24 protein-coding genes and 3 pseudogenes are annotated in these 24,977 nt (G+C 68.5%); 18 read left to right on the forward strand and 9 right to left on the reverse strand.

What is annotated here, in order from left to right; all coding sequences use genetic code 11:
- The first annotated feature begins 213 nt into the window (after positions 1-213).
- Positions 214-2,025, forward strand: a complete 1,812-nt coding sequence (locus tag OG310_RS35630; protein WP_329453861.1) for a thiamine pyrophosphate-requiring protein — start codon at positions 214-216, stop codon at positions 2,023-2,025.
- A 126-nt stretch (positions 2,026-2,151) separates the two neighbouring features.
- Here OG310_RS35630 and OG310_RS35635 read toward each other — a convergent pair whose 3' ends face one another.
- Together OG310_RS35635 and OG310_RS35640 are read right to left on the reverse strand one after the other, a co-directional pair.
- Positions 2,152-2,472 (reverse strand): hypothetical protein, encoded by a 321-nt coding sequence (locus OG310_RS35635; RefSeq protein ID WP_329453860.1) that lies wholly within the window; start codon positions 2,470-2,472, stop codon positions 2,152-2,154.
- A gap of 850 nt (positions 2,473-3,322) precedes the next feature.
- Positions 3,323-3,442: pseudogene (locus OG310_RS35640) on the reverse strand (IS5/IS1182 family transposase); the annotation flags it as partial.
- On the opposite strand from OG310_RS35640, the gene OG310_RS35645 reads away from it, so the two are divergent.
- Positions 3,423-3,611 carry a manganese catalase family protein gene (locus OG310_RS35645; RefSeq protein ID WP_329453859.1) on the forward strand — a complete coding sequence of 63 codons (189 nt, stop codon included), beginning with the start codon at positions 3,423-3,425 and terminating at the stop codon, positions 3,609-3,611. The pseudogene OG310_RS35640 and the gene OG310_RS35645 sit on opposite strands and share 20 nt — an antisense overlap.
- A gap of 76 nt (positions 3,612-3,687) precedes the next feature.
- On the opposite strand, the gene OG310_RS35650 is transcribed toward OG310_RS35645, so the two are convergent.
- On the reverse strand, positions 3,688-4,128 hold the full coding sequence (locus OG310_RS35650; protein ID WP_329453858.1) for a DUF2267 domain-containing protein: 441 nt from the start codon (positions 4,126-4,128) through the stop codon (positions 3,688-3,690).
- 270 nt (positions 4,129-4,398) lie between these two features.
- The gene (locus OG310_RS35655; RefSeq protein WP_329453857.1) at positions 4,399-4,836 is read right to left on the reverse strand and encodes an Hsp20/alpha crystallin family protein; all 438 of its coding nucleotides are present in this window, start codon (positions 4,834-4,836) and stop codon (positions 4,399-4,401) included.
- A gap of 126 nt (positions 4,837-4,962) precedes the next feature.
- Here OG310_RS35655 and OG310_RS35660 point away from each other — a divergent pair, with 126 nt between their 5' ends.
- Positions 4,963-5,631, forward strand: a complete 669-nt coding sequence (locus tag OG310_RS35660) for a hypothetical protein (protein WP_329453856.1) — start codon at positions 4,963-4,965, stop codon at positions 5,629-5,631.
- 636 nt (positions 5,632-6,267) lie between these two features.
- Here OG310_RS35660 and OG310_RS35665 read toward each other — a convergent pair.
- Complete coding sequence (locus OG310_RS35665; RefSeq protein WP_329453855.1) at positions 6,268-6,825, reverse strand: hypothetical protein; 558 nt, start codon at positions 6,823-6,825, stop codon at positions 6,268-6,270.
- 87 nt (positions 6,826-6,912) lie between these two features.
- Between OG310_RS35665 and OG310_RS35670 the strand changes: the two genes are divergently transcribed.
- The 5 genes from OG310_RS35670 to OG310_RS35690 all read left to right on the forward strand — a co-directional run bounded on the left by OG310_RS35670 (position 6,913) and on the right by OG310_RS35690 (position 10,541).
- A complete protein-coding gene (locus tag OG310_RS35670) occupies positions 6,913-7,170 on the forward strand; it encodes a hypothetical protein (protein ID WP_329453854.1) in 258 nt (85 codons plus the stop codon).
- Between the two features lie 213 nt (positions 7,171-7,383).
- Positions 7,384-8,187 carry an alpha/beta fold hydrolase gene (locus tag OG310_RS35675; protein ID WP_329453853.1) on the forward strand — a complete coding sequence of 268 codons (804 nt, stop codon included), beginning with the start codon at positions 7,384-7,386 and terminating at the stop codon, positions 8,185-8,187.
- Positions 8,184-9,476 carry a PP2C family protein-serine/threonine phosphatase gene (locus OG310_RS35680; RefSeq protein ID WP_443078510.1) on the forward strand — a complete coding sequence of 431 codons (1,293 nt, stop codon included), beginning with the start codon at positions 8,184-8,186 and terminating at the stop codon, positions 9,474-9,476. Before OG310_RS35675 ends, OG310_RS35680 begins: the two co-directional genes overlap by 4 nt.
- Position 9,477: 1 nt before the next feature.
- The gene (locus OG310_RS35685; RefSeq protein WP_329453851.1) at positions 9,478-9,831 is read left to right on the forward strand and encodes an STAS domain-containing protein; all 354 of its coding nucleotides are present in this window, start codon (positions 9,478-9,480) and stop codon (positions 9,829-9,831) included.
- A 536-nt stretch (positions 9,832-10,367) separates the two neighbouring features.
- On the forward strand, positions 10,368-10,541 hold the full coding sequence (locus tag OG310_RS35690) for a CsbD family protein (protein ID WP_329453850.1): 174 nt from the start codon (positions 10,368-10,370) through the stop codon (positions 10,539-10,541).
- Between the two features lie 1,111 nt (positions 10,542-11,652).
- Here the strand turns inward: OG310_RS35690 and OG310_RS35695 are convergent.
- Positions 11,653-12,354 carry a TetR/AcrR family transcriptional regulator gene (locus tag OG310_RS35695; protein WP_329453849.1) on the reverse strand — a complete coding sequence of 234 codons (702 nt, stop codon included), beginning with the start codon at positions 12,352-12,354 and terminating at the stop codon, positions 11,653-11,655.
- Positions 12,355-12,555: 201 nt separating this feature from the next.
- On the opposite strand from OG310_RS35695, the gene OG310_RS35700 reads away from it, so the two are divergent.
- The 3 genes from OG310_RS35700 (at position 12,556) to OG310_RS35710 (ending at position 15,263) form a co-directional block, all read left to right on the forward strand.
- Complete coding sequence (locus OG310_RS35700) at positions 12,556-13,623, forward strand: medium chain dehydrogenase/reductase family protein (protein WP_329453848.1); 1,068 nt, start codon at positions 12,556-12,558, stop codon at positions 13,621-13,623.
- A gap of 288 nt (positions 13,624-13,911) precedes the next feature.
- Positions 13,912-14,676: a DUF998 domain-containing protein gene (locus OG310_RS35705; protein WP_329453847.1), complete on the forward strand. Its 765-nt coding sequence runs from the start codon at positions 13,912-13,914 to the stop codon at positions 14,674-14,676.
- A 350-nt stretch (positions 14,677-15,026) separates the two neighbouring features.
- The gene (locus tag OG310_RS35710; RefSeq protein WP_329453846.1) at positions 15,027-15,263 is read left to right on the forward strand and encodes a hypothetical protein; all 237 of its coding nucleotides are present in this window, start codon (positions 15,027-15,029) and stop codon (positions 15,261-15,263) included.
- A gap of 451 nt (positions 15,264-15,714) precedes the next feature.
- Here OG310_RS35710 and OG310_RS35715 read toward each other — a convergent pair whose 3' ends face one another.
- Complete coding sequence (locus OG310_RS35715) at positions 15,715-15,960, reverse strand: hypothetical protein (RefSeq protein WP_329453845.1); 246 nt, start codon at positions 15,958-15,960, stop codon at positions 15,715-15,717.
- 84 nt (positions 15,961-16,044) lie between these two features.
- On the opposite strand from OG310_RS35715, the gene OG310_RS35720 reads away from it, so the two are divergent.
- The 4 genes from OG310_RS35720 (at position 16,045) to OG310_RS35735 (ending at position 19,310) form a co-directional block, all read left to right on the forward strand.
- A complete protein-coding gene (locus OG310_RS35720; protein WP_329453844.1) occupies positions 16,045-16,320 on the forward strand; it encodes a hypothetical protein in 276 nt (91 codons plus the stop codon).
- 527 nt (positions 16,321-16,847) lie between these two features.
- Positions 16,848-17,057, forward strand: a complete 210-nt coding sequence (locus OG310_RS35725; protein ID WP_329453843.1) for a hypothetical protein — start codon at positions 16,848-16,850, stop codon at positions 17,055-17,057.
- Complete coding sequence (locus OG310_RS35730; RefSeq protein ID WP_329453842.1) at positions 17,044-18,450, forward strand: amidase; 1,407 nt, start codon at positions 17,044-17,046, stop codon at positions 18,448-18,450. The genes OG310_RS35725 and OG310_RS35730 overlap by 14 nt, the downstream gene beginning before the upstream one ends.
- 593 nt (positions 18,451-19,043) lie before the next feature.
- The gene (locus tag OG310_RS35735) at positions 19,044-19,310 is read left to right on the forward strand and encodes a DUF6000 family protein (RefSeq protein ID WP_329453841.1); all 267 of its coding nucleotides are present in this window, start codon (positions 19,044-19,046) and stop codon (positions 19,308-19,310) included.
- Positions 19,311-19,376: 66 nt separating this feature from the next.
- Here the strand turns inward: OG310_RS35735 and OG310_RS35740 are convergent.
- Together OG310_RS35740 and OG310_RS35745 are read right to left on the reverse strand one after the other, a co-directional pair.
- Positions 19,377-19,667, reverse strand: a pseudogene (locus OG310_RS35740) (transposase); the annotation flags it as partial.
- Between the two features lie 824 nt (positions 19,668-20,491).
- Positions 20,492-21,304, reverse strand: a complete 813-nt coding sequence (locus tag OG310_RS35745; RefSeq protein WP_329453840.1) for an alpha/beta fold hydrolase — start codon at positions 21,302-21,304, stop codon at positions 20,492-20,494.
- Between the two features lie 431 nt (positions 21,305-21,735).
- Here OG310_RS35745 and OG310_RS35750 point away from each other — a divergent pair, with 431 nt between their 5' ends.
- From OG310_RS35750 to OG310_RS35760, 3 genes and pseudogenes are all read left to right on the forward strand, one after another.
- Complete coding sequence (locus tag OG310_RS35750) at positions 21,736-22,440, forward strand: zinc-binding dehydrogenase (protein ID WP_443078509.1); 705 nt, start codon at positions 21,736-21,738, stop codon at positions 22,438-22,440.
- Between the two features lie 917 nt (positions 22,441-23,357).
- Positions 23,358-24,128 (forward strand): IS5 family transposase, encoded by a 771-nt coding sequence (locus OG310_RS35755; RefSeq protein WP_329453838.1) that lies wholly within the window; start codon positions 23,358-23,360, stop codon positions 24,126-24,128.
- Positions 24,129-24,255: 127 nt separating this feature from the next.
- Positions 24,256-24,951 (forward strand): annotated as a pseudogene (locus OG310_RS35760) (reverse transcriptase domain-containing protein); the annotation flags it as partial.
- Positions 24,952-24,977 lie beyond the last annotated feature (26 nt).

Raw genomic sequence — 24,977 nt, forward strand, 5'->3', positions numbered from 1 at the left:
GCCCACCCTGTGTGCGAGTGCCACACGTTGGAGGTGGACGGGGCGAAGGCCGCGTCGTTGCCTCGGTCACTGGCACGCCGTGTCCTGGGCGGAGGGACCTGGCTCTGCTGGCACGACACGTCGATGCCGGCCGCCGCACTGCCCACCTGAGCTGCCGCTATTTCCGCAGGCGCGGACTCGCCGGCCGATCGTTACGAGAGGAAGTCCGTGTCGATGAAGGTCTCCGACTACGTGCTCCAGCGCTTGCGTGAGTGGGACGTCGAGCACGTCTTCGCGTACGCGGGCGACGGCATCAACGGACTGCTCGCCGCGTGGGGGCGGGCCGGGAACAAGCCCCGGTTCGTCCAGGCTCGGCATGAGGAGATGGCGGCATTCGAGGCGGTCGGCTACGCGAAGTTCTCCGGCAGAGTGGGGGTCTGTGCGGCGACGTCGGGACCCGGCGCCATTCACCTGCTCAACGGTCTGTACGACGCCAAGCTCGACCACGTGCCTGTGGTCGCGATCGTCGGCCAGACCGACCGAACAGCCATGGGCGGTTCCTATCAGCAGGAGGTCGACCTGCTGAGTCTCTACAAGGACGTGGCCGCTGAGTTCTGCGAAATGGTCACCGTCCCTGAGCAGTTGCCGAACGTCCTCGATCGGGCGATGCGCACCGCGTACGGCAAACGTACCGTCACCGCCGTCATCATCCCCGGCGACGTGCAGGAACTCGACTACTCGCCACCCACGCACGCCTTCAAGATGGTCCCTTCCAGCCTCGGGCTCGGACGCTCCGCGCCGGTGCCGGAGGACGCGGACCTTGAACGGGCCGCCGAGGTGCTCAACGCGGGTGAGAAGGTGGCCATCCTGATCGGCCAGGGCGCACGTGGAGCCCGCGCCGAGGTGGAGCGGTACGCCGACGTCCTCAGCGCGGGGGTCGCGAAAGCTCTGCTGGGCAAGGACGTTCTGTCCGATGAGCTTCCCTACGTCACCGGCGCGATCGGGCTGCTCGGCACCCGCCCTTCCTACGAGCTGATGCAGGGCTGCGACACACTCCTGATGGTCGGCTCGAGTTTTCCGTACACGCAGTTCATGCCGGGCCTGGACCAGGCCCGGGCCGTGCAGATCGACATCGACCCCTTCATGATCGGCCTGCGTTATCCGTTCGAGGTCAATCTCGTGGGCGACGCCCGCGCGACCCTCGCCGCGTTGCTTCCTTATCTGAAACCGAAGAAACACGGTTCGTGGCGAAGGAAGATCGAGGAGGACACCGCCCGGTGGTGGGAGGTCATGCAACGCAGGGCCGCCGTCGACGCCGTCCCGATCAACCCCGAATATGTCGTGCACGCACTCGACGACCTGCTGCCCGACAATGTCATGATCTCGGCCGACTCCGGGTCCTCCGCGAACTGGTACGCCCGACATCTGCGGCTGCGGGGCGCCATGCGCGGGTCGCTCTCGGGCACCCTCGCCACGATGGGCCCCGCCGTGCCGTACGCCATCGGGGCCAAGTTCGCCCATCCCGAACGACCCGCGATCTCCCTCGTCGGCGACGGTGCCATGCAGATGAACAACATGGCCGAACTCATCACGGCCGCCAAGTACTGGCAGGACTGGCAGGACCCGCGGCTGGTCGTGGCGGTCCTGAACAACCAGGATCTCAACCAGGTGACGTGGGAGATGCGCGCGATGGAGGGCGCCCCCCAGTTCCTGCCCTCACAGGGCCTGCCCGACGTCCCCTACGCGGACTTCGCCCGCTCCATCGGCCTGGACGGCGTCCGCGTGGAGAAGCCGGACGAGGTGCGCGGCGCCTGGGAGCGCGCTCTTGCCGCGGACCGGCCGTTCGTCCTCGACTTCCGCACCGACCCGGCCGTCCCGCCCATCCCGCCGCACGCCTCGCTGGACCAGATCGCAGCGGCCGCGTCCGCCGTGCTGCATGGCGACGCCGACCGGACCGGGATGGTCCGCCAGGGCATCAAGGCCAAGGTGCAGGAGATGCTGCCCGGTCGCCACCAGCGCCAGGACCGTCCGGGAGCCCCGGACTGACCCCTCACGGCGACGGGCACCACGCGCGGGCCGTGCCACGGTGGCCCGACTCCTCCGGTCGCCGCCTTCTTGACCGGGTACCACGACCTGGCGGACGTCGTGTGTTCATCTTGCCGCGGGCCGTACTCAGCCCTGGTCCTCCGCGCGGCGTACGCCCTGCTGGTGCGCGGGCCCCGTTCCCTTCTCGGGGTCGCGCCGGGAGCGGTGCGAACCGCCGGCCGGCTTCTCACGCGCCGGCGAGGTGGTCGCACCCCCCGGTGTGCGCTCGGGATCCGGCGCCTTCATCGCGTCATCCTCGACGGGGCCGGTGGCACCGCCAGTGCGCGGGCCGTTCTCCGTCGACTCACTGTGGCCCCTGACGCGGCCCCCCTCTTTTCGCCCCTTGTAAGGGGGTACGGTCTTGCCGCGTGTGTCGACCCCCTCTGGGTCCTGCCGTTTGCTGGTCATGGCGCTCCCTGATGAGCGGCGGCGGTCGCTCAGCCGCCGGCCTTGAGGATTCGAGGTGTTCGCTCCGCGGGCACACCCGCCAAGATCGCGGTGTCCGCGTCTTTCTCCGCGGTCCCCTGCGGGCCGCTCAGCACGGCCGCCGGGGGCGGCGTTCGCGAGCCGTTCGCGCCGCGCTCCGCCCGAGGTTTCTTGTGATTTTCACGGCGCGTCTGCCGTTCAAAAACCACTCTTCCTCGGTCGGCGGAGTCTCGCCACGCGGGAACCGACCTCGGGCTCACCGCGCCGGAGAGCGTGGCGATGGTTCCACAGTGCGCAGGTCCGCAGCCCGGCCGCGCAGGGTCCGTTGCGCACGCGGATCCACACGAACCGGTAGGCCAAGGCGGATGCGCTGTCACGCGTGACCAGTAGCGGGTGGCCTCGGGCAGCGCACGAGAGGCCCCACAGGGCCCGGCGCGGATGTACGGCGGCCCGCTTGCCGGGGGCCTCGGCCACGGAGCCGTGGCGAGTGTCGTGCGGGGGCACACTCTCCTCTTGCAGGGCTCGTAGCGCCAGCAGGGGTGGCGCAGAGCGCGGAAGGTATACGGAACCGGCGTTCTCGACCCGCCGTGCGAACCGCCGAGCAGCTTTGTCTCGGCCGGCTGCGGCGCGACCACCCTGCTGCCTCCCTCTGCCGGCTCGCCATCTCGTTGATCCGCCCTCCTGGGTCATCCGTCGCGCCTCATCCATGCCCGGGTCACGCGTAATCGGTGACGGTGTGGGGACGACGGCGTCTCAGGGCTGTCTTCAACGGGCCATGCCCGCATGAGGAGTGGCGCGATGGTGATGGCTGTTTTCGTTAGGATTCGCGGTTTTTGTCGTAGCGTGCGGAGATGGCCCAGTACTGCTTCAACGTGTTGAAGCAGCGTTCGACGACGTTGCGCTGCTTGTAGCGCTCCTTGTCGAAAGGCGCGGTGCTGGGCGGCACGGATCCGCAGCAGGCGATCATCGCCGGTGGCGGGGCACTGCCCGCAGACAGCAATGGCTGCCTGTGGAACGGCCGCTACTCCGTTGCCGGCGGCACCCTCCTGGCGGACGTCTGCGCCAACGTGGCCGCCGAGGAGCAGAGCCGGCCCTGCAGACCGCCCGGCTCTACAACATGACCGACGACCCCGGCTTCAAGGACACGCTCAATTCGTGTACGACCCGGCGGCTTGCGGCCATTCACGACACCGCTGTTCAGGCCGCCTGTCTGAGTTCGGGCCGGCCGAAGAGGAGCGCCCAGCCCGTAGGGAGCTGGGCCAGGATGTGGGTGAGGAGTTCGGGACCGGCCAGTGCGGCGACGGCAGTGAGTACCGATCCTGTATCCCAGCGGGTGGGGGCGAGAGCGGTGTCGGTGCGGGATGCCAGTTCCTTGACGAAGCCGCAACCGGTGAGGGGCTCACCTTCGGGGTCGGGGGCCTGCGCGGCGAGAACCTGTGCGGCTTGCCGGGGGAGTCGCTCGGCGAGCTTCTCGCGTTCCGGCCTGGCCAACTGGCGGCCCAGCCCGCCGAGGACCAGACGTACAGCTTCCTCGGCGCGTTCCCGCGTGGGATAGGCGCCCGCGTATCGGATGCGCTCCAGCATCTGCTCGAAGCTGATCGTTGGCTTCAACTCGACTACCGGAACACTGTGTCGCATGGCTTGACTCAAGCCTTTCTGATCGTATCCAGACGCCCGTCCCTGCAGCCGGGTAAAGCCGAGCCGTGGGACTTGCTGAGGGGGAGCCGGAACTCTTTCCTGCGATCCACCAGGGTGCGCGACAGCCCGTGCTCTCTCTGGGACCAGTACCCGGATGCCGCGCGCTTATGGCACCTTCCTCGGTCCGGCCGCCCCTGTCGGCCCTTCGAAGCCTCTCTTCGAAGGGCCGACGGGGGATGAGGCAGGGGCCCGTGCGGCCCGTCCAGGCCTTTAGCCCGTGATCCGGCGCGGGCTGGACGACACACCGGCGGAGACCGTGATCTTGCGTGACTTCGCCCGCTCGGCGATGGGGATGCGCAGCGTCAGCACTCCGGCGTCGTAGGCGGCGTGAATGTGCTCCGTGTCCAGGCTGTCGGCGAGGACGATGCTGCGGGAGAACACCCCGAGTGGCCGCTCGCTGAGATCCATCCGCACCACATCGTCCTTCGCGGCGGGCCGCCGCTCCGCTTTGACGGTGAGCACGGTGTCCTCGACATCGACGTCGATCGCGTCCGGTGCCATGCCGGGAAGGTCGAACGCCACCACGTACGTGTCGCCCTCCCGGTAGGCGTCCATGGGCATCGAGGCCGGCCGGGACCAGGTCCCCGGGGCCATCAGCTGCTGGGCGAGACGATCGAACTCGCGGAAGGGGTCAGTGCGCATCAACATGGTCGAACACCTCCGAAGCTCCAGGCAACAAGTGCCAATGCGCTGGTCGTTGCCACTGTTGTAGCATGTCATCCAAAGGATGACAACTATCGAGGTCGTCCAGCAGACGACAAAGAAGGAGAGAATATGTCGGCACCAGAAGGCCCCCGGGCTCCGGAGAGCGTCGAAGACCCACCCCTGGTGACCGCCCACGCGGCCGTCACAGCCCTCCGCGTCATCGAACGGACCGTGCGTGAGGCGGCCCAGGAAGACGATGATCCGGCGACGACCACGGAGGATGTCCTCGCCTCCCTCGTGCTGCTCCGCGAGATTCGGGAGCAGTTGGCGGGCTGGGAGAACGGATTGATCGAGGCTGCCCGGGAAGGCGGAGCCAGTTGGGCCGACCTTGCCGCACCCTTGGGCGTCGCAAGTCGTCAGGCCGCCGAACGCCGCTACCTGCGCGGGCGACCGGACGCCACCGGGACCACCGGCGAGCAGCGCGTGACCGCCACGCGCAACCGACGCGCCGCCGACCGCTCGGTCAACGCCTGGGCACGGGACAACGCAGCGACCCTGCGCCGGCTGGCCGGCCAGATCACCGCCCTCACGGACCTCCCAGCCCGGTCGAGGCCCCCCATCGACCGCCTCGGGGAGGCACTCGGCGACAACGACCCGGCGCACCTGATCAGTCGGCTCGCCGACACCCGCCAGCACCTCGGATCAGACCACAACGACCTGGCCGCCCGTCTCGACGCCGTCACCGGACACGCCGAAAAGTTGCGGGAACACAGCCATCAGGAACGTGTCCGCAACTGAACATGGCACCACAGTGGAACAGACGATTACGGGAACCCCCGATACGTTCCGCGCACACCCGCCGGCCCCCGATCCACCGAGGCGAGCCGTGTACTTTCAGGCGAGGCAATCACGGTGGCGCGGCACAACTGACCGCCCCTACTCGGGGACGTCACCAGTCGCGTGGAGCACTACGAGCCCCAGCTCAACAGGGACCGCACGAACGATCCGGACGCCCCCCGGAAGATCTGCGCACCTGCCGCGAGGTCGCCCTCGGCGACGCGCTGCCCACGCCAAACGCGCCCTGCCCACCGGCCGGCTCGAACGCCGCACCACCAGCGCCACCCGCATCCAGGCCGGCCTGCCCAGGGGGTGGAACGTAGCCGACCAGACCCCGATCGACCAGACCCCGATCGACGACACCCCGGTCGCCGAGGCGACCGATCACATCATCTCGGTCCTCACCTGATCCGGGCCTGCGCGGCCGGATGCCCTACGAGGAAGGGGCTCAGGCAGGTGACGAGCGCCGCTCAGTCCAGCCGCCTACACGTCTTTAGTTGACACCGGCACGCGCCGAGGACGCGCCGGGATCGCGGCGACCCCGGACACCGAGTAGCCGACGGCCAGCGCTGCTCGGCGAACAGGGCAAGCGACGGGTCAGCTGCCGAGGCCGGTCATGCGGCGCGCCCGTTCGACAATGCCTCCCGCCTGCTTGGCGGGACGTTGCTGTTCGCCATGCAGGGCGTTGAGGATGACCAGGGCCCCTGTCAGTGCGGGGACCGCCCACTGGGCGATCCTCAGTTGCCTGCGTGCCGAGTCGAGGTCGATGGGGTGTTTCTCGGCCTTCTCCTGGTTGCCGAGCTTCTCCGAAACGGCCAGCTGCACCTTGCTGCCCAGGACGGCGCTGTAGGCGGTCGCTGCCAGCGCAGCGGCGGTGACCGCCCCCTTGGCGATGGTCGAGGCCATCACGCCCTTCTGTGTGGCGACACGGTGGGCGTTGTCCGCCAGCAACGCCGCCCCGCCGGCCAGGTGCGCGGTGATGGCGGCGGCGTTCACCGGCGTCCACACCGCCCAACCGTGGGCCGCCACCCGCTCCGTCGAGGCTGCTTCCTCGCCCTCACCGGCACGGTTGACCCCTACCGCGCCCATCAGGGCGCCTCCGAACCAGGCGGCCAGTCCCAGATCGTGCGCGCTCCGCCAACCCGTTACCGTCATAGTCTGCTCCAACAGTTCCTCGCGAGGACGGCGCGGGCGCGCCGATGCTCCCACACCACCACTTCTGCGACCGCTCTGCACCCTGACGTGCACTACCTGAGCGACACGACGGGTACGCCCGAGGTGGAGATGAACGGGGTGTTGGAGAGCGTCCGGGAGTTGGGGATCGGATGTGTGTCCTACGCGCCGCTCGGCCGGGGACTCCTGACCGGCGGAGTACCGTACCCGGTCGCGATCGCAGGGCGGGACCTGCGCCATATCCTCCCGCGCTTCCGAAAGGAGAATCCCGACGCCGACCTGGCGCTGGTCGAGCGGATTGCTCGGACCGCGACGGACCCGCGGTGACCGGTGCCCAGATTGCCCTCGCTTGACTGCTGGCGCGCAGCGAACCTGGGCCGCGGGGGGCAGGAGTGGGGCCGTCGGGACCGAGTGGCGGTGGTTTTGCGGCTACCTGTCTGACGACGAGCGTGCGGTCCGCGCGTACTGGAGCCTCGTGATCATGATCCGGGGGGCCAGGCCTCTGCTTCACCCGGATAGGGTGATGGGAAACTGGCGGGTATGGATATACGCCGCAGGAACAACGTGACCGTCACTGGCCGTGCCGACGGGCCGGTACTTCTTCTGGCGCACGGCTTCGGCTGCGATCAGAACATGTGGCGTCTGGTGCTCCCCACTCTGGCTGAGAGCTACAGGGTGGTGCTCTTCGACTACGTGGGCTCCGGCCGAGCAGATCCGTCGGCCTGGGATGAGCGGCGCTACAGCTCTCTGGAGGGTTACGCGCTCGATGTGCTGGAGGTGGCCGAGGAGCTGGACCTGCGGGACGTGACCTTTGTGGGGCATTCGGTCAGCGCGATGGTGGGGGTCCTCGCGGCCGCGAAGGAGCCGCGGCGTATCTGCCGCCTGGTCATGGTCGCCCCCTCGCCCCGCTACATCGACGACGACGGTTACCGGGGCGGGTTCAGCGCCGACGACATCGACGAGCTGCTGGAATCCCTGGATTCAAACTATCTGGGCTGGTCGGCGGCGATGGCGCCGGTCATCATGGGCAACGCGGACCGGCCCGAGCTCGGTCAGGAGCTGACGGCCTCGTTCTGCGCGACCGACCCGGACATGGCCCGGGTCTTCGCGCACACCACGTTCCTGTCCGACAGTCGTGAGGACCTCAAGACGGTCACGGTGCCGACGCTGATCCTGGACTGCCGGCAAGACGTGATCGCTCCCCGTGAGGTCGGCGCGTACGTCCGCGACGCGATTCCCGGCAGCCGCCTGGTCACCCTGGAGGCGACAGGCCACTGCCCGCAACTGAGCGCACCGCAGGCCACCGCGGGGGCGATCACCGACTTCATCGGAGGTGTCCGATGATGTGCGGTACCGACCAGGCTCCGGAGCCGGGCGGGGAGCAGGACACCGACGCCACGGACGCGATGTTCACCTCGCTGCTGGAGGACAGTGCCGAGGAGCTGTACGAGCAGGCCCCCTGCGGCTACCTATCGACCCTGATGGACGGCACCATCGCCAAGATCAACACCACGTTGCTGGAATGGCTGGGCCTGGATCGGTCCCGGGTGGTGGGGCGGATGCGGTTCACCGATCTGCTCACCGTGGGCGGGAAGCTCTACCACGAGACGCACTTCGCGCCACTGTTGCAGATGAAGGGCGAGGTCAGCGGTATTGCCCTGGACATCAAGGGCGCCACCGGCGAGCGGATGCCGGTACTGGTCACCTCGAAGGTGAAGGTGAGTGAGGACAGCGAGCCGCTGCTGATCCGTACCACCGTCTTCGACGCCCGGGACCGCCGTGCCTACGAGGCCGAGTTGCTGCGCGCCCGTCGGGCGGCTGAGGAAGCGCGCCGGCAGGCGGAGACCGACCGTGAACGGCTCCAGGAGGCTCTCGCCGTCCTGCAGCAGAGCCTGCTGCCCGCCCAACTGCCCACCGTTCCGGGCCTGGAAGCCGCCTCGTACTACCACACAGCCTCCCCGGATCTGCTCGGCGGAGACTTCTACGATCTGTTCCCCCTGGACACCGGCCGGTGGGCGTTCTTCCTCGGCGACGTGTGCGGCAAGGGCCCCCAGGCCGCGGCCGTCACCTCGCTGACCCGGTACACGCTGCGCGCCGCGGCCCTGCACGACGCCGACCCCGTCACCGTGCTCAGTACGTTGAATACGGTCCTTCACGAGCGATACACCCGCGGCGATACCCGCTACTGCACCGCCATATTCGGTGTCTTGGAACCCGGCGGCGACCACGTCGGCGTGCACCTGGCCTCTGGCGGACACCCCTCGGCGCTGATCCAACGCGCGGACGGCACCGCCGACTATCTGCCGACCCCGGGCGGGATGCTCATCGGTGTCCTGCCCCAGGTCCAGTTCACCGCCGCCCGCACCCGGCTGTCGCCCGGCGACACCCTGCTCCTGTATACCGACGGCCTGACCGAGGCCCGCACGGGACCCGGGCGCGAGCTGTATGGCGACGATGCCCTGCGTGCCTTCACCGCCGGTCAGCCGCCGTCAGGTCCGCAGGCCCTGATCACCGCCCTGACCGGGCTGCTCGCTCGTTTCGGCGACGGCCTCGACGACGACACCGCGCTGCTCGCCTTCGGCGTACCGGCTCCGCTTGCGGTCGCTGTTCACACCCCCGTGAGTGAAACCTGAGATGACCCCCCTGACGATCACATCCCGCAACGCTGTCACCGGTCCCGTATTGGAGATCACCGGTGACCTCGACCACACGACGGCGCCGGAGCTCCGCAGGGCCGTGGACGGCCTCACCCTCGCCGCGGGGCAGCTGCTGGTCCTGGATCTGGCAGCCCTGGATTTCTGCGACTCCAGTGGCATCAGCGCCCTGCTGGCGGCCCGGAACCTGGCGAGGGAACAAGGCAGCGGCGTCGCTCTGGCCGCGGTCCCCGCCAACACCGCCCGCATCCTGCGCCTCGTCGGTCTGGACCGGGTTTTCACCATCCACCCGGACGCCTCAGCGGCCGGCGCACGCAACTACGCCGCGTCCTGATCCCGGCGCGTCGAGCGGTGACGCCCTGCCGGGCCCCGCGAAGCGGGGCGTGAGCCCGTGGCCCGCGGGCTCGTTCCCGGCCATCCTGCTGGGCTCCGCGCTCGCCGGACCACGGGTCGGCCGCCGGGTCGTCGACCAGCGCCCGCTCACCCTGTGACCATCGGCTCGGTTTCGCCGTGCTCAGCATCCCACTCGGCCGCCCGCCGCCTCCACCTTCCTTGTATGCGGACCGGTTGAGTCGGTGGCCGAGGGAGGGTCAGTGCCGCTTGGCCGACCGACGGCCCGAGGCGACGATATGGGGCGCGCGTGCGCCCGGCCGTCGCTGCTCCGCTCTGTGCTCCGGGTGGCCGCGTCCATCCCACGCGCCCCTGCAGTGGCGCAGCCCCCTGTAGCCGACGGATACGGGAAGGGGGCGGCGGCTCCTGCTGCTGTCGCGGTCGGCGAGCCGGCATGGGCAGGGGAATCAGGGGCACGAGGGGTTCAGGTTCCCTGCCAGTGGATGCGCAGGGTCAACGTGAGGCGGAAGAGGTAGCGGCATGAGCGCGGAAAACAAGGTCGAGAACACCGGGGACAAGGTCAAGGGCAAGGCCAAGGAAGCGGTCGGCCACGTCACTGGCAACGAGCGCCTCAAGGCCGAAGGCAAGGCCGACCAGGTCAAGGGCGACGCCAAGCAGGCCGTCGAGCATGCCAAGGACGCCCTCGACCACTGAAGACCCGAGTGCTGCCGTGGTCCCGCCCGCCTCTGTAGGCCGGCGGGACCACGCATGTTCGGGACGGTCGTTGCCGTAGACGGGCTTTCGCGGTTTGCAGATGCGCCGGGCGGGCGGTGGCTGTTCTGGCTCGCGGCATCTGGGGCGGGTCGGGAGGTTCATCAGCCTTGTGGCTACGGCGGGCCGGCGAGAGCGCTCGGTAGCGGCCACCCATCGGGTCCCTGCCGGCAGCGGTCTTCAGTGACAAGGGCGAGCTGCGCGGCACCGTGCTCGCTGTGGCGATACTGCTTCTCGTGGCGGTCGTCACGGCCCCGCCCGGTGGCCTCGACAGCACCCTGGACGGCAGCGCGGCGGGGGCTGTGGGAGTGGCTGGGGATGTCTCACCGGGCTGCCGCTGCGGCTACGGCTACGGGCCGCAGGTTCGTGCTGCCCACCGGCTCGCTGGTCGGGCGGTTCGGATCTCATCCGCGAACGGCAGGCCTGCTGGGCGTGAGCGCCCTGGGGCGGTCACGATCGGTCCCACTCGGGCGTGGTTCCGGCCCTTGGATGCACGCTCGGCTCGGCTGCGCGGCCTGAACAGTGAGGGTGAGGCGCTGACCTGGCTGACACAGGCGTCCCACGGCGGGCCTGCGGCCGTGGTTGCGGCAGTGCTCACCGCCTCCCCAAACCGCCGCCTACACGATACGGGCCCGCGTCATCGGACCTCGGAAAACGTCTGACTGATCCACGTCAGAGCGGGGTTCGTCGTCAGCGGGCGATGCCGCGGGTGAGTCGGAGTGGGCTTGGGCAGAGGCCGGCGCAGCCTCCTGGTGGTGGGTTCGAGTGGTGCGGGTGGCGAGGTTTTTGATGAAGGCCCAGCCGCTGAGGGGCTACGTCTGCGTTCCGGGGGTTTGCGCGGTGAGGATTTGTGCGGCGTGGGGTGCCCGCCTGGTCCTGCTCCTGCCGGGGGCTGCGAACCGTGCACGAGGGGTCTTCTTCCCCTGGGGGCTCGGGACTGGGGGAAGGGGTGCGGAGGACGGGGCGATGTGGACGAGGTGAGCTCCCGTCCTCCGCAGCGGGCGCGGCGAGCCCGGGCATGCGTAGTGAACCCAGGAGCACCTGAAACTGCCGTTCATGGGTTGGCCGGCCCCACCGATTGGATGGCGCCGTCGACCTCCAGATCGATCAGCCGCTGCGCTTCGAGCGGATGGCCGTCGAACATACCGGCCAGTTCAAGACTCACGATCCCGTGGACCCGCGACCAGATCAGTAGGGCCGCCCGGGCGACGCGCGGTGTGGTGCCCGGTCGTTCCTGCGAGCGAGCCCACAGCCGCAACTGCCCGTCGAGCGTTCGGTCGCCGCTGCTGCTGCGTTCCCGCGTGGTGTCTTCGACGATCACCAACAGGTCGATCAGCAGCGCCATCGCCTGGTCGAGCGGGGTCTGCGCGCCGACGTCGCCCGGCAGGTCCCCGGCCCGCTCGCCGAACAGCATCCCGTAGCGCCGCCGGTTCTGCAGCGCCCAGTCGCGGTACGCGGTGACCAGCAGCCGTACCCGCGCGTGCGGCCCTCGCCTGCTCCCTCCCGCGGCGTGGCCCATCGCCGACGCGAGTTGCTGGTAGGACAGCGTGACCAGGTGCGCCACCAGCGCGTCGCGCGACCGGAAGTAGCGGTAGAGGGCCGGTGCGGACATCGCCAGGCTCCGGGCCAGCGCTGCCATGGACAGGGCGTCCACGCCGTCAGCGTCAATGATCGCGAACGACGCCTCCTCGATCTCCCGGAGCGTCTGGACCCGCAGCCGCTCGCGCCTGCTCATGGTCGGCGGTGTGTTGGTCATCGTCGCATCGTAACGTGCCATAGGACTTCTACGGACGCGACGTTGCGCAACGGTACGTAACTGATTTGAGGTCACGTTCGACCGCAGCGCCGGGCCGCTGCAGGTTACGGATTGACGCAGGATGACAGGACGGTGCAGAGTTACGATCATTAACTGAGTGACGAACAGTCCCGGTCCTATGAAAGGTCGATCATGTCCGAAATGAAGGCAACTGCCGAGGCCACTGTGACCGCGACCGAGGTGGTGCTCCCGGGCAAGGTCGCGCCGTCCGGCCTGCGGTTGGTCCGGCGTGCGCTTCCCGCGCCCGCCGCGGGCCAGGCCCTTGTGCGCGTCGAGTCGACCGCCGTGTCCTTCGCCGAGAGTGCGATGCGCCGAGGCCGCTACTACGGCCAGCCCGCGTTCCCGTTCGTGCCTGGCTACGACCTCGTCGGCGTCGTCGAGGCCGTCGGCCCCCGAGTGGACCGCGCGATGGTCGGCCGGCGGGTCGCCGCGCTGACCAAGACCGGCGGCTGGACCACGGCCGCCCTGCTGACCGCCGCCGACCTGGTGGAAGTACCCGACGGGATTGGTCCCGACGAGGCGGAGACGCTGATCGTCAACGGACTGACCGCCTATCAGATGGTGCATCGCAGCGCGAAGGTACGGGCTGGGCAGACCGTGCTCATAACGGGCGCCGCCGGCGGCGTGGGCTCAGTCCTGGTACAACTCGCTCGGGACGCCGGAGCCCGCGTGATCGGCACGGCCGGCGCGCGCCATCACGAGGCGCTGCGTGCCCTGGGAGCGGAGCCGATCGACTACCGGGACCCCAAGCTGGCGGCCCGCGTCCGGGAACTGGCCCCCGACGGTGTGGACGCCGTGTTCGACCACCTCGGCGGCAAGAGCGTCACCCTCTCCTACCGACTGCTCAACCGCACCGGCACTCTGGTCTCGTACAGCATCGCGGCCGCGCTCGACGACACCCGCCCCGTGCTGCTCGACTTCCTGCCGCTGCTGGCCAAGCTGACCTTCTGGAACCACCTGCCCACAACACACAGGCACGCGAGCTTCTACGACGTCTGGGCCGGCGCCGGCAAGCCGGACTCGGCCAAGCGCGAGGCATTCCGGACCCGGATGCGCACCGACCTCACACACGTCTTCGACCTGCTTCGCGACGGCCGACTCACCGCGACGATTGCCGCCCGATTCCCGCTGAGCGAGGCGGCCGCGGCCATGGAACTGTCGGAGTCCTCCGGCCGCACCAACCTCGGCAAAATCATCCTCGCGCCGTGATCTTCGCACCACGGCGCCGCGATAGAGGGCGCTCCATTCGGCTGCTCTGCCGAGGTGGTCCCCAGGCCCCTTCGGGTCGAAGAAATCGTCGGTAATGCCGTCAGCGAGGCGTTCAAAAACAGTGTCTGACATACCTGGCCCTGGTGTCCTCTTCACAACCGCGGCGAAGCCCGGACCAGGACCACCGCGCGGCTCCGCCAAAGTTGTTCACGGGGACGAAGCGTGTCAGACCGCATCGTCCTTGATTGGCGAAAGGCCTCCGCAGGGCACTGTGCATCCTGCAACCGGATGGCCGACGTCGTGTTCACCGTAAAGATAGACAGGGAGATCAGCACAACCATGTCCGCCACCACGGCTACCCCGACGACCTCGTCCCGAGCCATTGCCCGTTGGACCGGCCCCGCCCTCATCGCCGCAGCCCTTGTCAGCCTGATCGCAGAAGCGATCGTCGCCGCCGCATGGGACCGGCGTCCCTACAGCTACATCGATGACTACGTCAATTTCCTCGGCAGCCCCTTCGCCGGAAAATTCCGCGGCGTCCTTATATCCTCTCCGCTGTGGTGGCTGATGAGCCTCGCGTGGGTCGTCGCCGGAACGCTCGTCGCCGCCGCGAGTATAGCCGTCAGCCACCGGCTCACCGGCTGGAAACAACGGACGGTCCGATCCCTCGGCGTGGCCCAGTGGACCGCCCTGATCCTGTTCGCGGTGTTCCCTCTCGACCCAGCGCGCTTCGACGACGGGACCCTCCCGCTCTATCTGATCGGAGCGTTCGTCTCGATCATCGCTGGGAACGCCCTCGCCATAGTCACCGGCCTCTCCCGCGAATCCCTCGGGCTCCCCCGGTGGTTCTCGACTGTCAGCATCAACCTGGGGGCCATCGGGCTGGTCAATATTCCTCTCACCTACGGATGGGTGCCCACCGGACTGGCCGAACGTATCTCCCTCTACAGCTACCTCCTCTGGGCTCTGATCACCGGTCTCGCCCTCATCCGGTCCGCCGCAGGCGAGCCCGCACCCACCAGTGCGCAGCCCCGTACGTCTGTTGACAAGTAGGGTCGGAGACCGGCCCAGGGCTGATGGGTTCTCAGCCGGTGACGTGAAGTGAAACGCCTGCGTAAGCGCCGCCGTGGTCGGTCCGCCGGGTTGGGCAACGGCCTCTGGACTGGTAAGCCCGCATGTTCAGGAGTCGTGGGCCGCGGACTGCCCAGTACTGATCTTCCCCGGGCGGTGCTGTCCGGCGGCGTGTCAGGCGGAGTTGTCCGCCGCGGGCCTTCTTCGGTGCGGCCACCGGCGCCAAGGCTCGCCGGGGGCCGGAGGATGTCGTGGGCTGGATTCTGAGGGCTCCGCTGGCCCGGAGCGCGTCCAGATCGGGGACCTCGCCGCTGTCGAAGCGATCGGACGCCATGAGGGGGGCCAGTACCTGGTCCCGCTGGGACAAGGACCGCACCACGAGCGGCGCCTGGCTGGCTTTCACGACCGACCCGATCCGCAGCGACCTCGTCTGGATCGTCGATAGCACCCCCACCACGGCCGGACTGTCCTCCTGGCCGAGAGGACGACGCCTCCTGCCGGCACAGCAACTGGTGGGGGCCCGGCTCCTGTTCCGGCAAGGCGGCTACGGGTGGGACGGCACCGTCTAGTGCCGGTCCGACCAGGTCCGAGACGCTCCCGAGCGAGCGCCACGAACACAGCCCCGTCGAAGCAGCCACACCGTCACGGCCGCCGAGGTCCTCGACGACAACGCTCACGCCGCCGGGCGGTTGCCTGCTGAAGGCCGCCAACTTCGACCTGGACGCTCCGCCCCCGGATCCGTGGAACGATCACCTGGCCCTCTGGGCCGGACCGCCGACCGAAGGACGCCCACCCGCTGACCGAGTGCGTGGTCAGACTCACCGCACCGGACCTGGCTGCGGATCAGCTCATCGGGGCGCCGGAGTGCAGCCGCCACCATGAAGTCCAGCGACTCCGACGTCTCCAGCGGCATCTCCGAACTGCGGCCATCAAGGTCACGGCACCTACGCCAAGTGCGACGCCACGCACAGCAACATCGGGGTGCCGCGGCGCCGACTACCGCCGACCGTTGCGGCCCCGTCAGCCGTCAGCCGTTGATGGTTGTCTCGGCGTTCGCCGTTCGAGTACGACAAGCCCACCTCGAACCAGCGCAGCAGCTGCCGGCCCCGTCGCGGGCGTCGGAGGAGCCGTCACTGATATGGCCGGTCCCTGATTGAGCAGGTCTTCGAAACGCCGGTCGTCGACCGCCAGCGCCTGCAACGGGCGGTAAACCTGCTCGTCCCCGAAGGAGGTGCGGACCAGCAGAACCACGTCGGTGGTGGGCATGGCAGGGAAGGACAAACGCCGTGCCTACGGCAGGATGGGGAAAGCAGCCCGGGCGCCGCCCCCCTGGTACAGACCGTAGGCGCCATGTCCTGTACCAGATCCCCGAGCGCACTCACCGTCCAGCAGATCGGCCAGGACCTTGCCGAGACGGGCTCTCGGGACCCGGATCCCGCGGCCGGGTATCGAGGTCCGGTCCACCAGTCAACGGGCCGTCCCCGCTGCTGCCACGGAGACGTCCGCCGGCACGAGGACCGGTGGGACGGGGCGGCCGTCGGGCAGGAGCCCAGGTGTGTTCCCGCCGCGCAGGCCGTCCCCTTCGGGATCCTCGACCATACGGAGTCGGACGCCGCCGTCTTCTAGGACGAGCACGTCGCCGTCCCGGCGGCCTCCGATCTCCTCGAGGCAGCTCCCCACCGGGCCTCGCCGTCCTCGTAGGACGTGCAGACCAACTGACCTTCTCCGGAGGCGGGCTGGGGGAGTTGCGGAGAAGAACGGCCCTCCTTCGAGGTCTCGGCACAGGGAGCCGAAAGCCGTCCCCCGAGCAAAGCGGCCGTACAAGAAAACCATGCGGCGGAGACCGGAGGACGCACCGCCGGAAGCCCTCCGGTCCGAGGCCGCCAGGGCCGGCGCCGAGGCCGGGGGCCGGGACGCGCCGGCCCGTGCGCGAGCGGAAAGCCGAACTCCCTCGCACCCGGCGCCGACCCGCCGGCGATGTAACCTGGCCCGGGTGCGCGACACGGGGCACACCACCCGCACGTCACACCCGCACCCGCGGGTCAACCGCGGTTCGGCGGCGGGATTTTGCCGGGCCGGAGCTCGTGGCCGGCCCCTCGTACCGCGGTAGGCGTCCTCCAAAACACGACGCCCAACGAGTGAGAGGGCCATCGATGACGACAGCCGGACCCGTCCCCGCGGAAGCCGACAGTACCGGTGCGACCGCGGGGCGGCCGCCGGCGCAGGACCTCCGCCTGCACGTGGCGGCGGTGGCCTCTGTGTTCAGCTCCGCGCTCGACGGGCTGCGTGGCCTCGACTTCGGGGAGACCCGGCCCGCCGCCTCGTACACGGCCGGAGAGGAGAGCACTGATGCAGCCGTTTGAGCTGACCCTCGCGGACGCGTCCGGCGCGATAGCCCGACGGGAGCTCTCCCCGGTCGAGTTGACCGAGTCGGTGCTCGAACGGCTCACCGCGGTCGACGACCGGTTGTGCGCCTACGTCGCCGTCGCGGGGGAGACGGCACTGAGGTCGGCCGCCCGGGCCGAGCGTGAGATCGCCGCCGGCCGCCGGCGCGGCCCGCTGCACGGCATCCCCATGACGCTCAAGGACATGATCGACGTCGAGGGCCTGCCGACGTCGGCGAGTTCCCAAGTACGGTCGGGACACGTCGCGAAACAGGACAGCGCCGTGGCGGCCCGGCTGGACGAGGCCGGGGCAGTGTTCCTCGGCAAGACCCACACCCACGAGTTCGCCTCCGGTCTGATCACGCCGCAGACGCACAACGCCTGGGACCAGGACCGGATCGCCGGCGGATCCAGCGGGGGATCGGCTGTGGCCGTCGCCGCGGGAGCGGCCACCTTCGCGCTGGGCACGGACACGGCCGGGTCGGTCCGTGTTCCGTCCGCCCTCAACGGCGTGGTGGGGCTCAAGCCCACGTACGGTCTGATCCCCCTGACCGGAGTGACCTCACTTTCCTGGTCGCTCGACCACGTCGGCCCGATCACCCGCACGGTGCGGGACGCGGCCCTCGTACTGGCCGCTGTCGCGGGACACGACCCGGGGGACCCGGCGAGCCGTGTCACCGTCCCGGCGCTCGCCGCGGCCGGTGACGAGGAGGCCCCGCAGGACCTGGCGGGCGTCAGGGTCGGGGTGCCGCGCACCTACTACTTCGACCACGTCACCGCCGAGGTGGAGACCATCGTCCGCGCGGCCGTGGAGCAACTCGCCCAGCTGGGCGCGGAGCTGGTCGAGGTCGAGATCCCGATGGCGCGTCACATGCTGGCCGTCGGGACCGGGCTGTTGGTTCCCGAGGCGAGCGCGTACCACGAGGAAATGCTGCGCGCGACGCCGGACCTCTACAGCCCCGAGCTCCGCCTCGTGCTGGAGGCCGGCGCGCTCGTTCCCGCGGTGGACTACCTGCGGGCCCAGCGTGCGCGGACGATGATGCGCGAGGCGTGGTCGGACCTGTTCCGCCGGGTCGACGTGATCGCCGCTCCCACCGTGCCCATGGCAGCCGTCCCGTCCGGGCAGCAGAGCATGGAATGGCCGGATGGCACCGTGGAGTCCGTCTCCGACGCATGTCTGCGCCTGTGCGCGCCCGCCAACATCACCGGAGTGCCCGCCCTGAGCCTGCCCGCCGGATACGACGGCGCCGGCATGCCCGTCGGCATGCAGCTCATCGGGCGCCCGCTGGACGAGGCGAAGGTGCTGCGCGTGGGGCGCGCCTATGAGGCGACCAACGAGTTCCGGGGCGGCCTCGCCCCGATCGGAGCGTAGGACGCCCCACAGGGCGAGTCGTGCCGCAACTTGACGCCGACTGTTGAAGGGGTGGTGGCCGCCCGTGACGGGGGCCACCACCCGGACGTTTCGGACGGGACGCGCGTTCAGCCGCGTGTCGCCGCAGGCATCCCGGACCCTCGGATCGTCCGTCGAAGTCGCCCCCTGCGACCGTCTCCCATGGGCGCCGCTGCCCGCTGCCCGCGCTTGTGGTGCGGTCGAGCGCCGTGACCTGTCGCGGTGGTTCGGCCGAGGCGCTGAACTGCTCGGACGGCCTTCGGCGGCCTCATGCTCGACGCTGGGTCGCGAAGACCCAACGGTAGCCCCCAGCGCCTCGTTCGGTGACGGTAGACCAGGGACCGCTGCTGCAGGGGCGATCGGCCGTGTTCCAGTCGACCGCGGACAGCTGTGGGTATGGCCGATCGGTGTGACGGCCGGCGGTGGCTGTGGGTGGGCAGCGTCTGGTCGATGTGTCGTCGCATCGTGGGTGGGGTGGTTCGGTAGGCAGCACCGAGCGGAAGATCGAGGAGGGGTTCGCGCAGCTTCAGCAGAGGTTGGTGCGCGCCGTGCCGAGGTGCTGACGCACGCCGAGGGTGATCACTTCGTCGTCGAGTACGTACCTGGATCGCTACCTGCGTCGGCCCGACCTCGCCTACGACCAGCCGACGGCCGTGGGCGCCCTGGCCTACACCGACTCCGCCCTGCACGGTGACCGGGCCGGCCGCCTCCTCCAGGAAGGCGGGCTGTGGCGGCAGTGGTTCCAGGATGCGCCCCACATGCACGGCGACGACGGTGTCTCCACCTACATGGGCGGCATCCGCCTCGCCTGCGCCGTCATCGACGAATGCTCCGCCACCTGATCCCTTTGGTTTGTTTTGTTCGAGTTCAGGACTCGGGCTCGTCGTTTGTGACGCGACGCACCTCGGTCATGCCAGCAGGACTCGCTTGCGGAGGAGTTCGAAGCCGACGCGGCCGAACGACTGGCGCTTGAGCACCTTGATGCGGTTGACGTGGCCTTCGACGACGCCTGAGTTCCAGGGGAGGGTGAGACCGGCAGTGGCGGTGTCACGATCGCGGTCGATGCCTGCTGCGAGGGTGTGGAGGCTGGGGAGGTCGTCTTGTCTTACGGCGGCGAGCCAGTCGGGCAGGAGTTCGCCCCGGCGCTCGGTGAGCATGGTCGCGAAAGACCGGACGTGCCTGGTGAGGGCGTCGATTTCGGGGCAGTTGGCCCGGACGTGCTTCAGGCGAAGCCGTTCGGCCGCGGCCAACGTCGACCCCGACGCGTCGATCCGCCCCGACTCGGCGCCCGTGCACGAGCGTGACGCTTCCGCGAACGCCTCCTTTCGGACAGCATCAGGCAGCAGACTCACCCTCACGGCCTTCGTCGTGGTCAGGTGGACCTTGGTCGGAGCACATGATCAGACGAAGGCAGCCACCACGTCCGGCGAATCCCCATGCGAGCAAATCCGTTCGAGACGCCATTCGAGATCGTGGCACCATGTACGGCGTGACGACCAACCGAAAGGTCCATGCCGCGTAGACGGCCAGGACAGATCCGTGCCGGCGCCCCCGGCAGCCACCTGACAACGGGTGCAAAGCCAGTCATCGACGGCCTGTCTTCGCGTGCACTGTCCGATATCAGCCGTCTCGAGCGCACCCGCAACTATCTGCAGCCAGGCGATGTCAGCACAGCTGTGGGCCTGTGGATGAACTACGTCCATCAGCCCGAGCGGGATCTGTGGCACGACTACGAGTGGGGCAACGTGCATTGGTACTGCTGCGGCAACCCCCTCGAATCCCGAGCCCTCTTCGGCACCGTGATGCAGGCCCTGTTACCCCGAAGTGTCCGCGAACTTCAGAAGGTTGTCAGCCGGTCAGACGCCGTCTGGAACCGTCAATCCCCGCCCTATGACGCGGACGGTAGATAAGAACAAGCTCAGTGCGTGTTTCTGATTCCTGATTCTGGGTGGCCTGGAATCCTACGCCGCCACCGGCTCGGCCCCTTCCCTGGCATCCACACTGCCGCAAAGGGGGGCGCAGTTCAGGACAGCGGGTGGCGGGAGACGAAGTCGGTGATGGTCCGGGCGACCAGGTCGGGGTCCTCCAACGGGAGGCTGTGGCTGACGCCGGGCAGGACCGCGCTCTCGGTGTCAGGGATGTACCGCGCAAGGTGCGCGGCCCGGGCGCGGTGCGGGGTGTTGCGCTGCTCGCCCACCGCCCCGACGGCAAGTAGCACGGGAACGCCGATCGCGCGCATTTCGTCTGGCCCGAAGGACCACGCCGCGAACGCCGGGCCCTCGGCCGCGAAGAAGTACGGGGTGTTGTCGACAGCTCGGTGCAGACCAGCCTCGCCCAGCTCGCGGGTGAAGACATCGCGGTAGCCCGGCCCAGACAGGCTGCTCATGAATTCGTCGAAGGCCCGCTCGTAGTTCCCTTCCTTCGCTGCGGCGATCGCGCGGGGCATGCCGGGCATCGCCGGTTCGTCAGGGGCGTACGGGAAGGCGGTCTCGAGCAGGGCCAGCGTGCCCACCAGCTCGGGATGGGCATTGGTCAACTGCAGGGCCACACCGCCACCGGCCGAGTGCCCGACCACGTGAGCCCTTTCGGTGCCGACGGCGCGCACCACCGCGGCCGCGTGGTCGGCATAGGCGACGACGCTCGCGCCGCCAGTCAGATCCTCGCTTTCCCCGTAGCCGGTCCGCTGCATCGTGACGACCTGGTATCCCGGCATGCGGGAGGCGACAGGCGTGAACCAGTCCGGCGAGAAGCCGCCGTGCAGGAGCAGCACCGTCTCGCCGTTCCCCGTGACGGTGAAGACGATGCGGGCGTCGGGCAGGTCCAGCTGCCTCTTCATCGTGCTCCATCCCACTGCGCTCTGTATGCACCGATACGGCACGAGGCATGCCGCAGGCTTTCTCACGGTCCGGCGAGGCCCGGGCCAGAGCCGCACAAAACATGATGATCAGGTATGAACCGGAGGATATCAGCGTGACCCATAGAGGGGGTCGGACACGCCCGTGGATACAGGAAGCGAGCGGTAAATATAAGGCACGAATAATCACATTACGCACGGTTTAGGCTCATACTGTTCGCCAACGAGCCGACGGGGGACCGACCGGGGCGCGGAACATCCAGGATCGGAAGGCCTCACTGTGAGTGACCAGAGGCGAGCCGTGCGGGTTGCCGGGCCCGAAGGGGAGTTGACCGTCACCACGACCAGTGCCTCGGGGCCCGCTCCGGGCCAGGTGCGGATCGCGGTGGGTGCGTGCGGGCTCTGTCACTCCGATGCTCCGGCTGGAGGTCGGGCAGCGCGTCGCGGCCGACCCTTTCACGGGGTCCTGCGGGCGCTGTGAAGCGTGCCGGTCCGGGGACAGCGACAATTGCCCTGAGGGCCGCATCCCGGGCGTCGCCTATCCCGGTGGATGCGCTGAGTCGGTCGTCGTCCCGGCCAACGGCGTGTCACGCGTCCCCGACGAGATCGACGACCGCGACACGTCCGTGCTCGCCTGCACGGGAGTCAGCGCCTTCAACGCCCTGCAGAAGAGCGGTCCCAGGCCGGGCGAGGTGGTGGCCGTCCTGGGCATCGGTGGTGTCGGGCACATGTCGATCCAGATGGCCGCACGAATGGGTTTCGTCACGGTGGCGGTCTCCCGCGGGCGGGACAAGGAGGATCTGGACCGACGGCTTGGCGCCGACCACTTCGTCGACGGCTCGGCCCAGGACCTCGACGAGGAACTACGCCGACTCGGCGGAGCGCAGCTCATCGTCTCCACGACCACGGAGGCCGCAGCCGTCTCCGGCGCGATCGAGGGCCTCAAGCGCCGAGGGGAGATGGTCATGATCGGCATCCCCCAGGAGAACCTGTCTCTCAACGCCCTGCAGCTCATCACGAACACACGCAGCATCACCGGTCTGATCTCCGGGACGCCCCTGGACCGGGAGCAGGCATTCGGTTTCGCGGTGGCGGAAGATATCCGCCCCATGTTCTAAAAGTTCCGCCTCGAACAGGCCAGCCAGGCGTACGAGAAGATGCTTGCCGGCCACCTGCGCTTCCGAGCGGTGCTGGTACCCAGTGGTTCAGCGCTACGTCCGGCAATGACGTAGAGCCCCTGACCTCGCTGCGGACAGTGCACCGCTGACATTAAGCGGGTGGGTAGTTGGTGCGGGGGAGGGGTGTGGGCTGGGGTGTTGGTGGTTGGGTGAGAAGGGTGGTGGGGTGGACCTTGGTGGTCTTGTGTCCTGAACATGAAAGGGAGTTGGTTGTAGGACCGCTTCTGGAAATGGTGCTGTGCGAAAGATGAAGGTATGGCCCTTCAGAGTCGCCCTGCGGGGGGAGGCTCTAAACCGCCTCATGCTGCGTTGGCTGAAGACCGTCGTGGTGAGCGATGAGGAGAAGGCGTCGTAAGAGGCGTCAGGTGGGGATCGGAAAGGCGAACGCAAGTGAATCGCTGCTGACGTGTCGAAAAAGATAAAGACGGCATCGAAACCGGGGTGTGACCACTATCCCGGGATGAGCCTGGCGGGTTCCCGTTTATTGGCCAGGTGGTGTCCGGCATGTAGGTGACGCGAGTCCGGTCTGCTGCTTTCGTACGGAACAGGAGAAGGCAGGTCCCGATACTGCCCGGTGGGTAGTGGGCGAGAGGAAGTACCCCGAGCAGCAGAAACTGTGAGGGGCAGAGTACCGACGCGGGGCCTGCTGGCGGACCGGTCCGTAGTAGTGATGAAGCCTCTTAACGGAGGTGGAGCGAAGGGGCCGGGTTGTTCGTGACTGAGTTGATCGCATCAACCAGACAGTGAGCCTTTGCCAACTTGCGCCCGGTAGCGGCTCAGTTGGTTCGACACATGAGTGAAGCCTCTGGTAGACGGGTTCACGACCAAGATCACCCGATACCCACCAGAGGCTTCACGTGCTTGTCTACCGGTGCGGGCTGGACGTGTCCAGTCGGTCCTTGACGTACCTCGCCACTCGTCTGCGCGAACACCGTCGCCGGATCGGAAGCCGCTGGCGCCGGCTATCGGTCAGCCGTCAAGCTCTGCTGGTGTTGGCGCATCTGCGCAACGGGACTACGTACGCCCAGCTCGCAGCGGGTTTCGAGATTGGGACGAGCACGGTCTACCGCTACATCAGCGAGGCCGTCGACCTCCTGGCCGCCCTCGCACCGACCCTCGACGAGGCTGTCCAAGCCGCATCGACGAAGGCTTACGTCCTGCTCGACGGGACTCTCCTGCCCATCGACCGGATCGCTGCCGACCGGCCCTACTACTCCGGCAAGCACAAGGGACACGGCATGAACGTGCAGGTCATCGCCGACCCGTTCGGCCGGCTGCTGTGGGCCTCGCCGGCACTGCCTGGGGCCGTCCACGACGTTCGCGCAGCCCGGGAACACGGCATCATCGATGCTCTTGACCAGGCCCACCTCCCCTGCTGGGCGGACAAGGGCTACCAAGGCGCCGGCGGCACGATCCGGGTCCCCTTCCGCGGCCGATGGGAGGCTCTCTCCGCCGGTCAGCAGGCCGTGAACCGATCTCAGGCCAAGATCCGAGCCCTCGTCGAGCAAGCCATGGCCACCCTCAAGTCCTGGCGACTACTCCGCAAACTTCGCTGCTCGACCACACGCATCACCGGCCTCGTCCAGGCCGTACTCACCCTGCATCACGCCAGCTCAACCGCAGGTTGAAAAAGCCTCAGTGTCTGGGAGGAGTTCGGTGAGCCAGTTGAAGTCTCAGATCAAGCCGTTTGATGTTTCTAAGTGGGAAGTCAAGGAGGCGTGGGAGGAAGTCAGAGCGAACAGAGGCGCGCCCGGCGTGGACGGCCAGAGTATCGACGCGTTCGAGAAATACCTGAAGAGTAATCTGTACAAGGTCTGGAACCGCATGTCATCGGGCTCCTACTTCCCGCCTCCGGTGCGTGCGGTTGCTATTCCCAAGTCGCACGGAAATGGAACGAGGATGCTCGGCATTCCCGCCGTCTCCGACCGTGTGGCTCAGACCGTTGTGGCACGGCATCTGATGCGGAGGGTGGAGCCTATTTTCCATCCAGACAGCTATGGATATCGGCCAGGTCGGTCCGCTTTGGACGCGGTAGGGAAGTGCCGGGAACGCTGCTGGAAGCGGGACTGGGTGATGGAGTTCGACATCACCAAGTTCTTCGACAGCGTGCCCTGGGACCTGCTGGTCAAGGCGGTGGATGCGCACACCGACGCCGTCTGGGTGAAACTATATGTCCGGCGTTGGCTCAAAGCCCCGCTGGCCATGCCCGATGGCACTCTGCTGCAACGGGAACGCGGAACCCCGCAAGGGGCTCCAGTTTCTCCTGTGTTGGCGAACCTGTTCCTGCACTACGCGTTCGACACCTGGATGGCACGGGAGTTCCCGAACATCTGGTTCGAGCGGTATGCGGACGATGCAGTCTTGCACTGCGTCACCGAGCGCCAGGCCCGGACGGTGCTGGCCGCGCTCGTGGACAGGATGGCTGAGGTCGGGCTGCACCTGCACCCGGACAAGACCCGGATTTTGCAGGGACGGAC

It is taken from the genome of Streptomyces sp. NBC_01497 (assembly GCF_036250695.1).
Taxonomy (GTDB): Bacteria; Actinomycetota; Actinomycetes; order Streptomycetales; family Streptomycetaceae; genus Streptomyces.

Excerpts from the sequence above, each read along its gene's own strand:
- OG310_RS35630 (WP_329453861.1), top strand. The coding sequence starts at position 214 with ATGAAGGTCTCCGACTACGTGCTCCAGCGCTTGCGTGAGTGGGACGTC.
- OG310_RS35635 (WP_329453860.1), bottom strand. The coding sequence starts at position 2,472 with ATGACCAGCAAACGGCAGGACCCAGAGGGGGTCGACACACGCGGCAAG.
- OG310_RS35650 (WP_329453858.1), bottom strand. The coding sequence starts at position 4,128 with ATGCGACACAGTGTTCCGGTAGTCGAGTTGAAGCCAACGATCAGCTTC.
- OG310_RS35655 (WP_329453857.1), bottom strand. The coding sequence starts at position 4,836 with ATGTTGATGCGCACTGACCCCTTCCGCGAGTTCGATCGTCTCGCCCAG.
- OG310_RS35660 (WP_329453856.1), top strand. The coding sequence starts at position 4,963 with ATGTCGGCACCAGAAGGCCCCCGGGCTCCGGAGAGCGTCGAAGACCCA.
- OG310_RS35665 (WP_329453855.1), bottom strand. The coding sequence starts at position 6,825 with ATGACGGTAACGGGTTGGCGGAGCGCGCACGATCTGGGACTGGCCGCC.
- OG310_RS35675 (WP_329453853.1), top strand. The coding sequence starts at position 7,384 with ATGGATATACGCCGCAGGAACAACGTGACCGTCACTGGCCGTGCCGAC.
- OG310_RS35680 (WP_443078510.1), top strand. The coding sequence starts at position 8,184 with ATGATGTGCGGTACCGACCAGGCTCCGGAGCCGGGCGGGGAGCAGGAC.
- OG310_RS35685 (WP_329453851.1), top strand. The coding sequence starts at position 9,478 with ATGACCCCCCTGACGATCACATCCCGCAACGCTGTCACCGGTCCCGTA.
- OG310_RS35690 (WP_329453850.1), top strand. The coding sequence starts at position 10,368 with ATGAGCGCGGAAAACAAGGTCGAGAACACCGGGGACAAGGTCAAGGGC.
- OG310_RS35695 (WP_329453849.1), bottom strand. The coding sequence starts at position 12,354 with ATGACCAACACACCGCCGACCATGAGCAGGCGCGAGCGGCTGCGGGTC.
- OG310_RS35700 (WP_329453848.1), top strand. The coding sequence starts at position 12,556 with ATGAAGGCAACTGCCGAGGCCACTGTGACCGCGACCGAGGTGGTGCTC.
- OG310_RS35705 (WP_329453847.1), top strand. The coding sequence starts at position 13,912 with ATGGCCGACGTCGTGTTCACCGTAAAGATAGACAGGGAGATCAGCACA.
- OG310_RS35710 (WP_329453846.1), top strand. The coding sequence starts at position 15,027 with ATGAGGGGGGCCAGTACCTGGTCCCGCTGGGACAAGGACCGCACCACG.
- OG310_RS35715 (WP_329453845.1), bottom strand. The coding sequence starts at position 15,960 with ATGCCCACCACCGACGTGGTTCTGCTGGTCCGCACCTCCTTCGGGGAC.
- OG310_RS35720 (WP_329453844.1), top strand. The coding sequence starts at position 16,045 with ATGTCCTGTACCAGATCCCCGAGCGCACTCACCGTCCAGCAGATCGGC.
- OG310_RS35725 (WP_329453843.1), top strand. The coding sequence starts at position 16,848 with ATGACGACAGCCGGACCCGTCCCCGCGGAAGCCGACAGTACCGGTGCG.
- OG310_RS35730 (WP_329453842.1), top strand. The coding sequence starts at position 17,044 with ATGCAGCCGTTTGAGCTGACCCTCGCGGACGCGTCCGGCGCGATAGCC.
- OG310_RS35745 (WP_329453840.1), bottom strand. The coding sequence starts at position 21,304 with ATGAAGAGGCAGCTGGACCTGCCCGACGCCCGCATCGTCTTCACCGTC.
- OG310_RS35750 (WP_443078509.1), top strand. The coding sequence starts at position 21,736 with ATGCTCCGGCTGGAGGTCGGGCAGCGCGTCGCGGCCGACCCTTTCACG.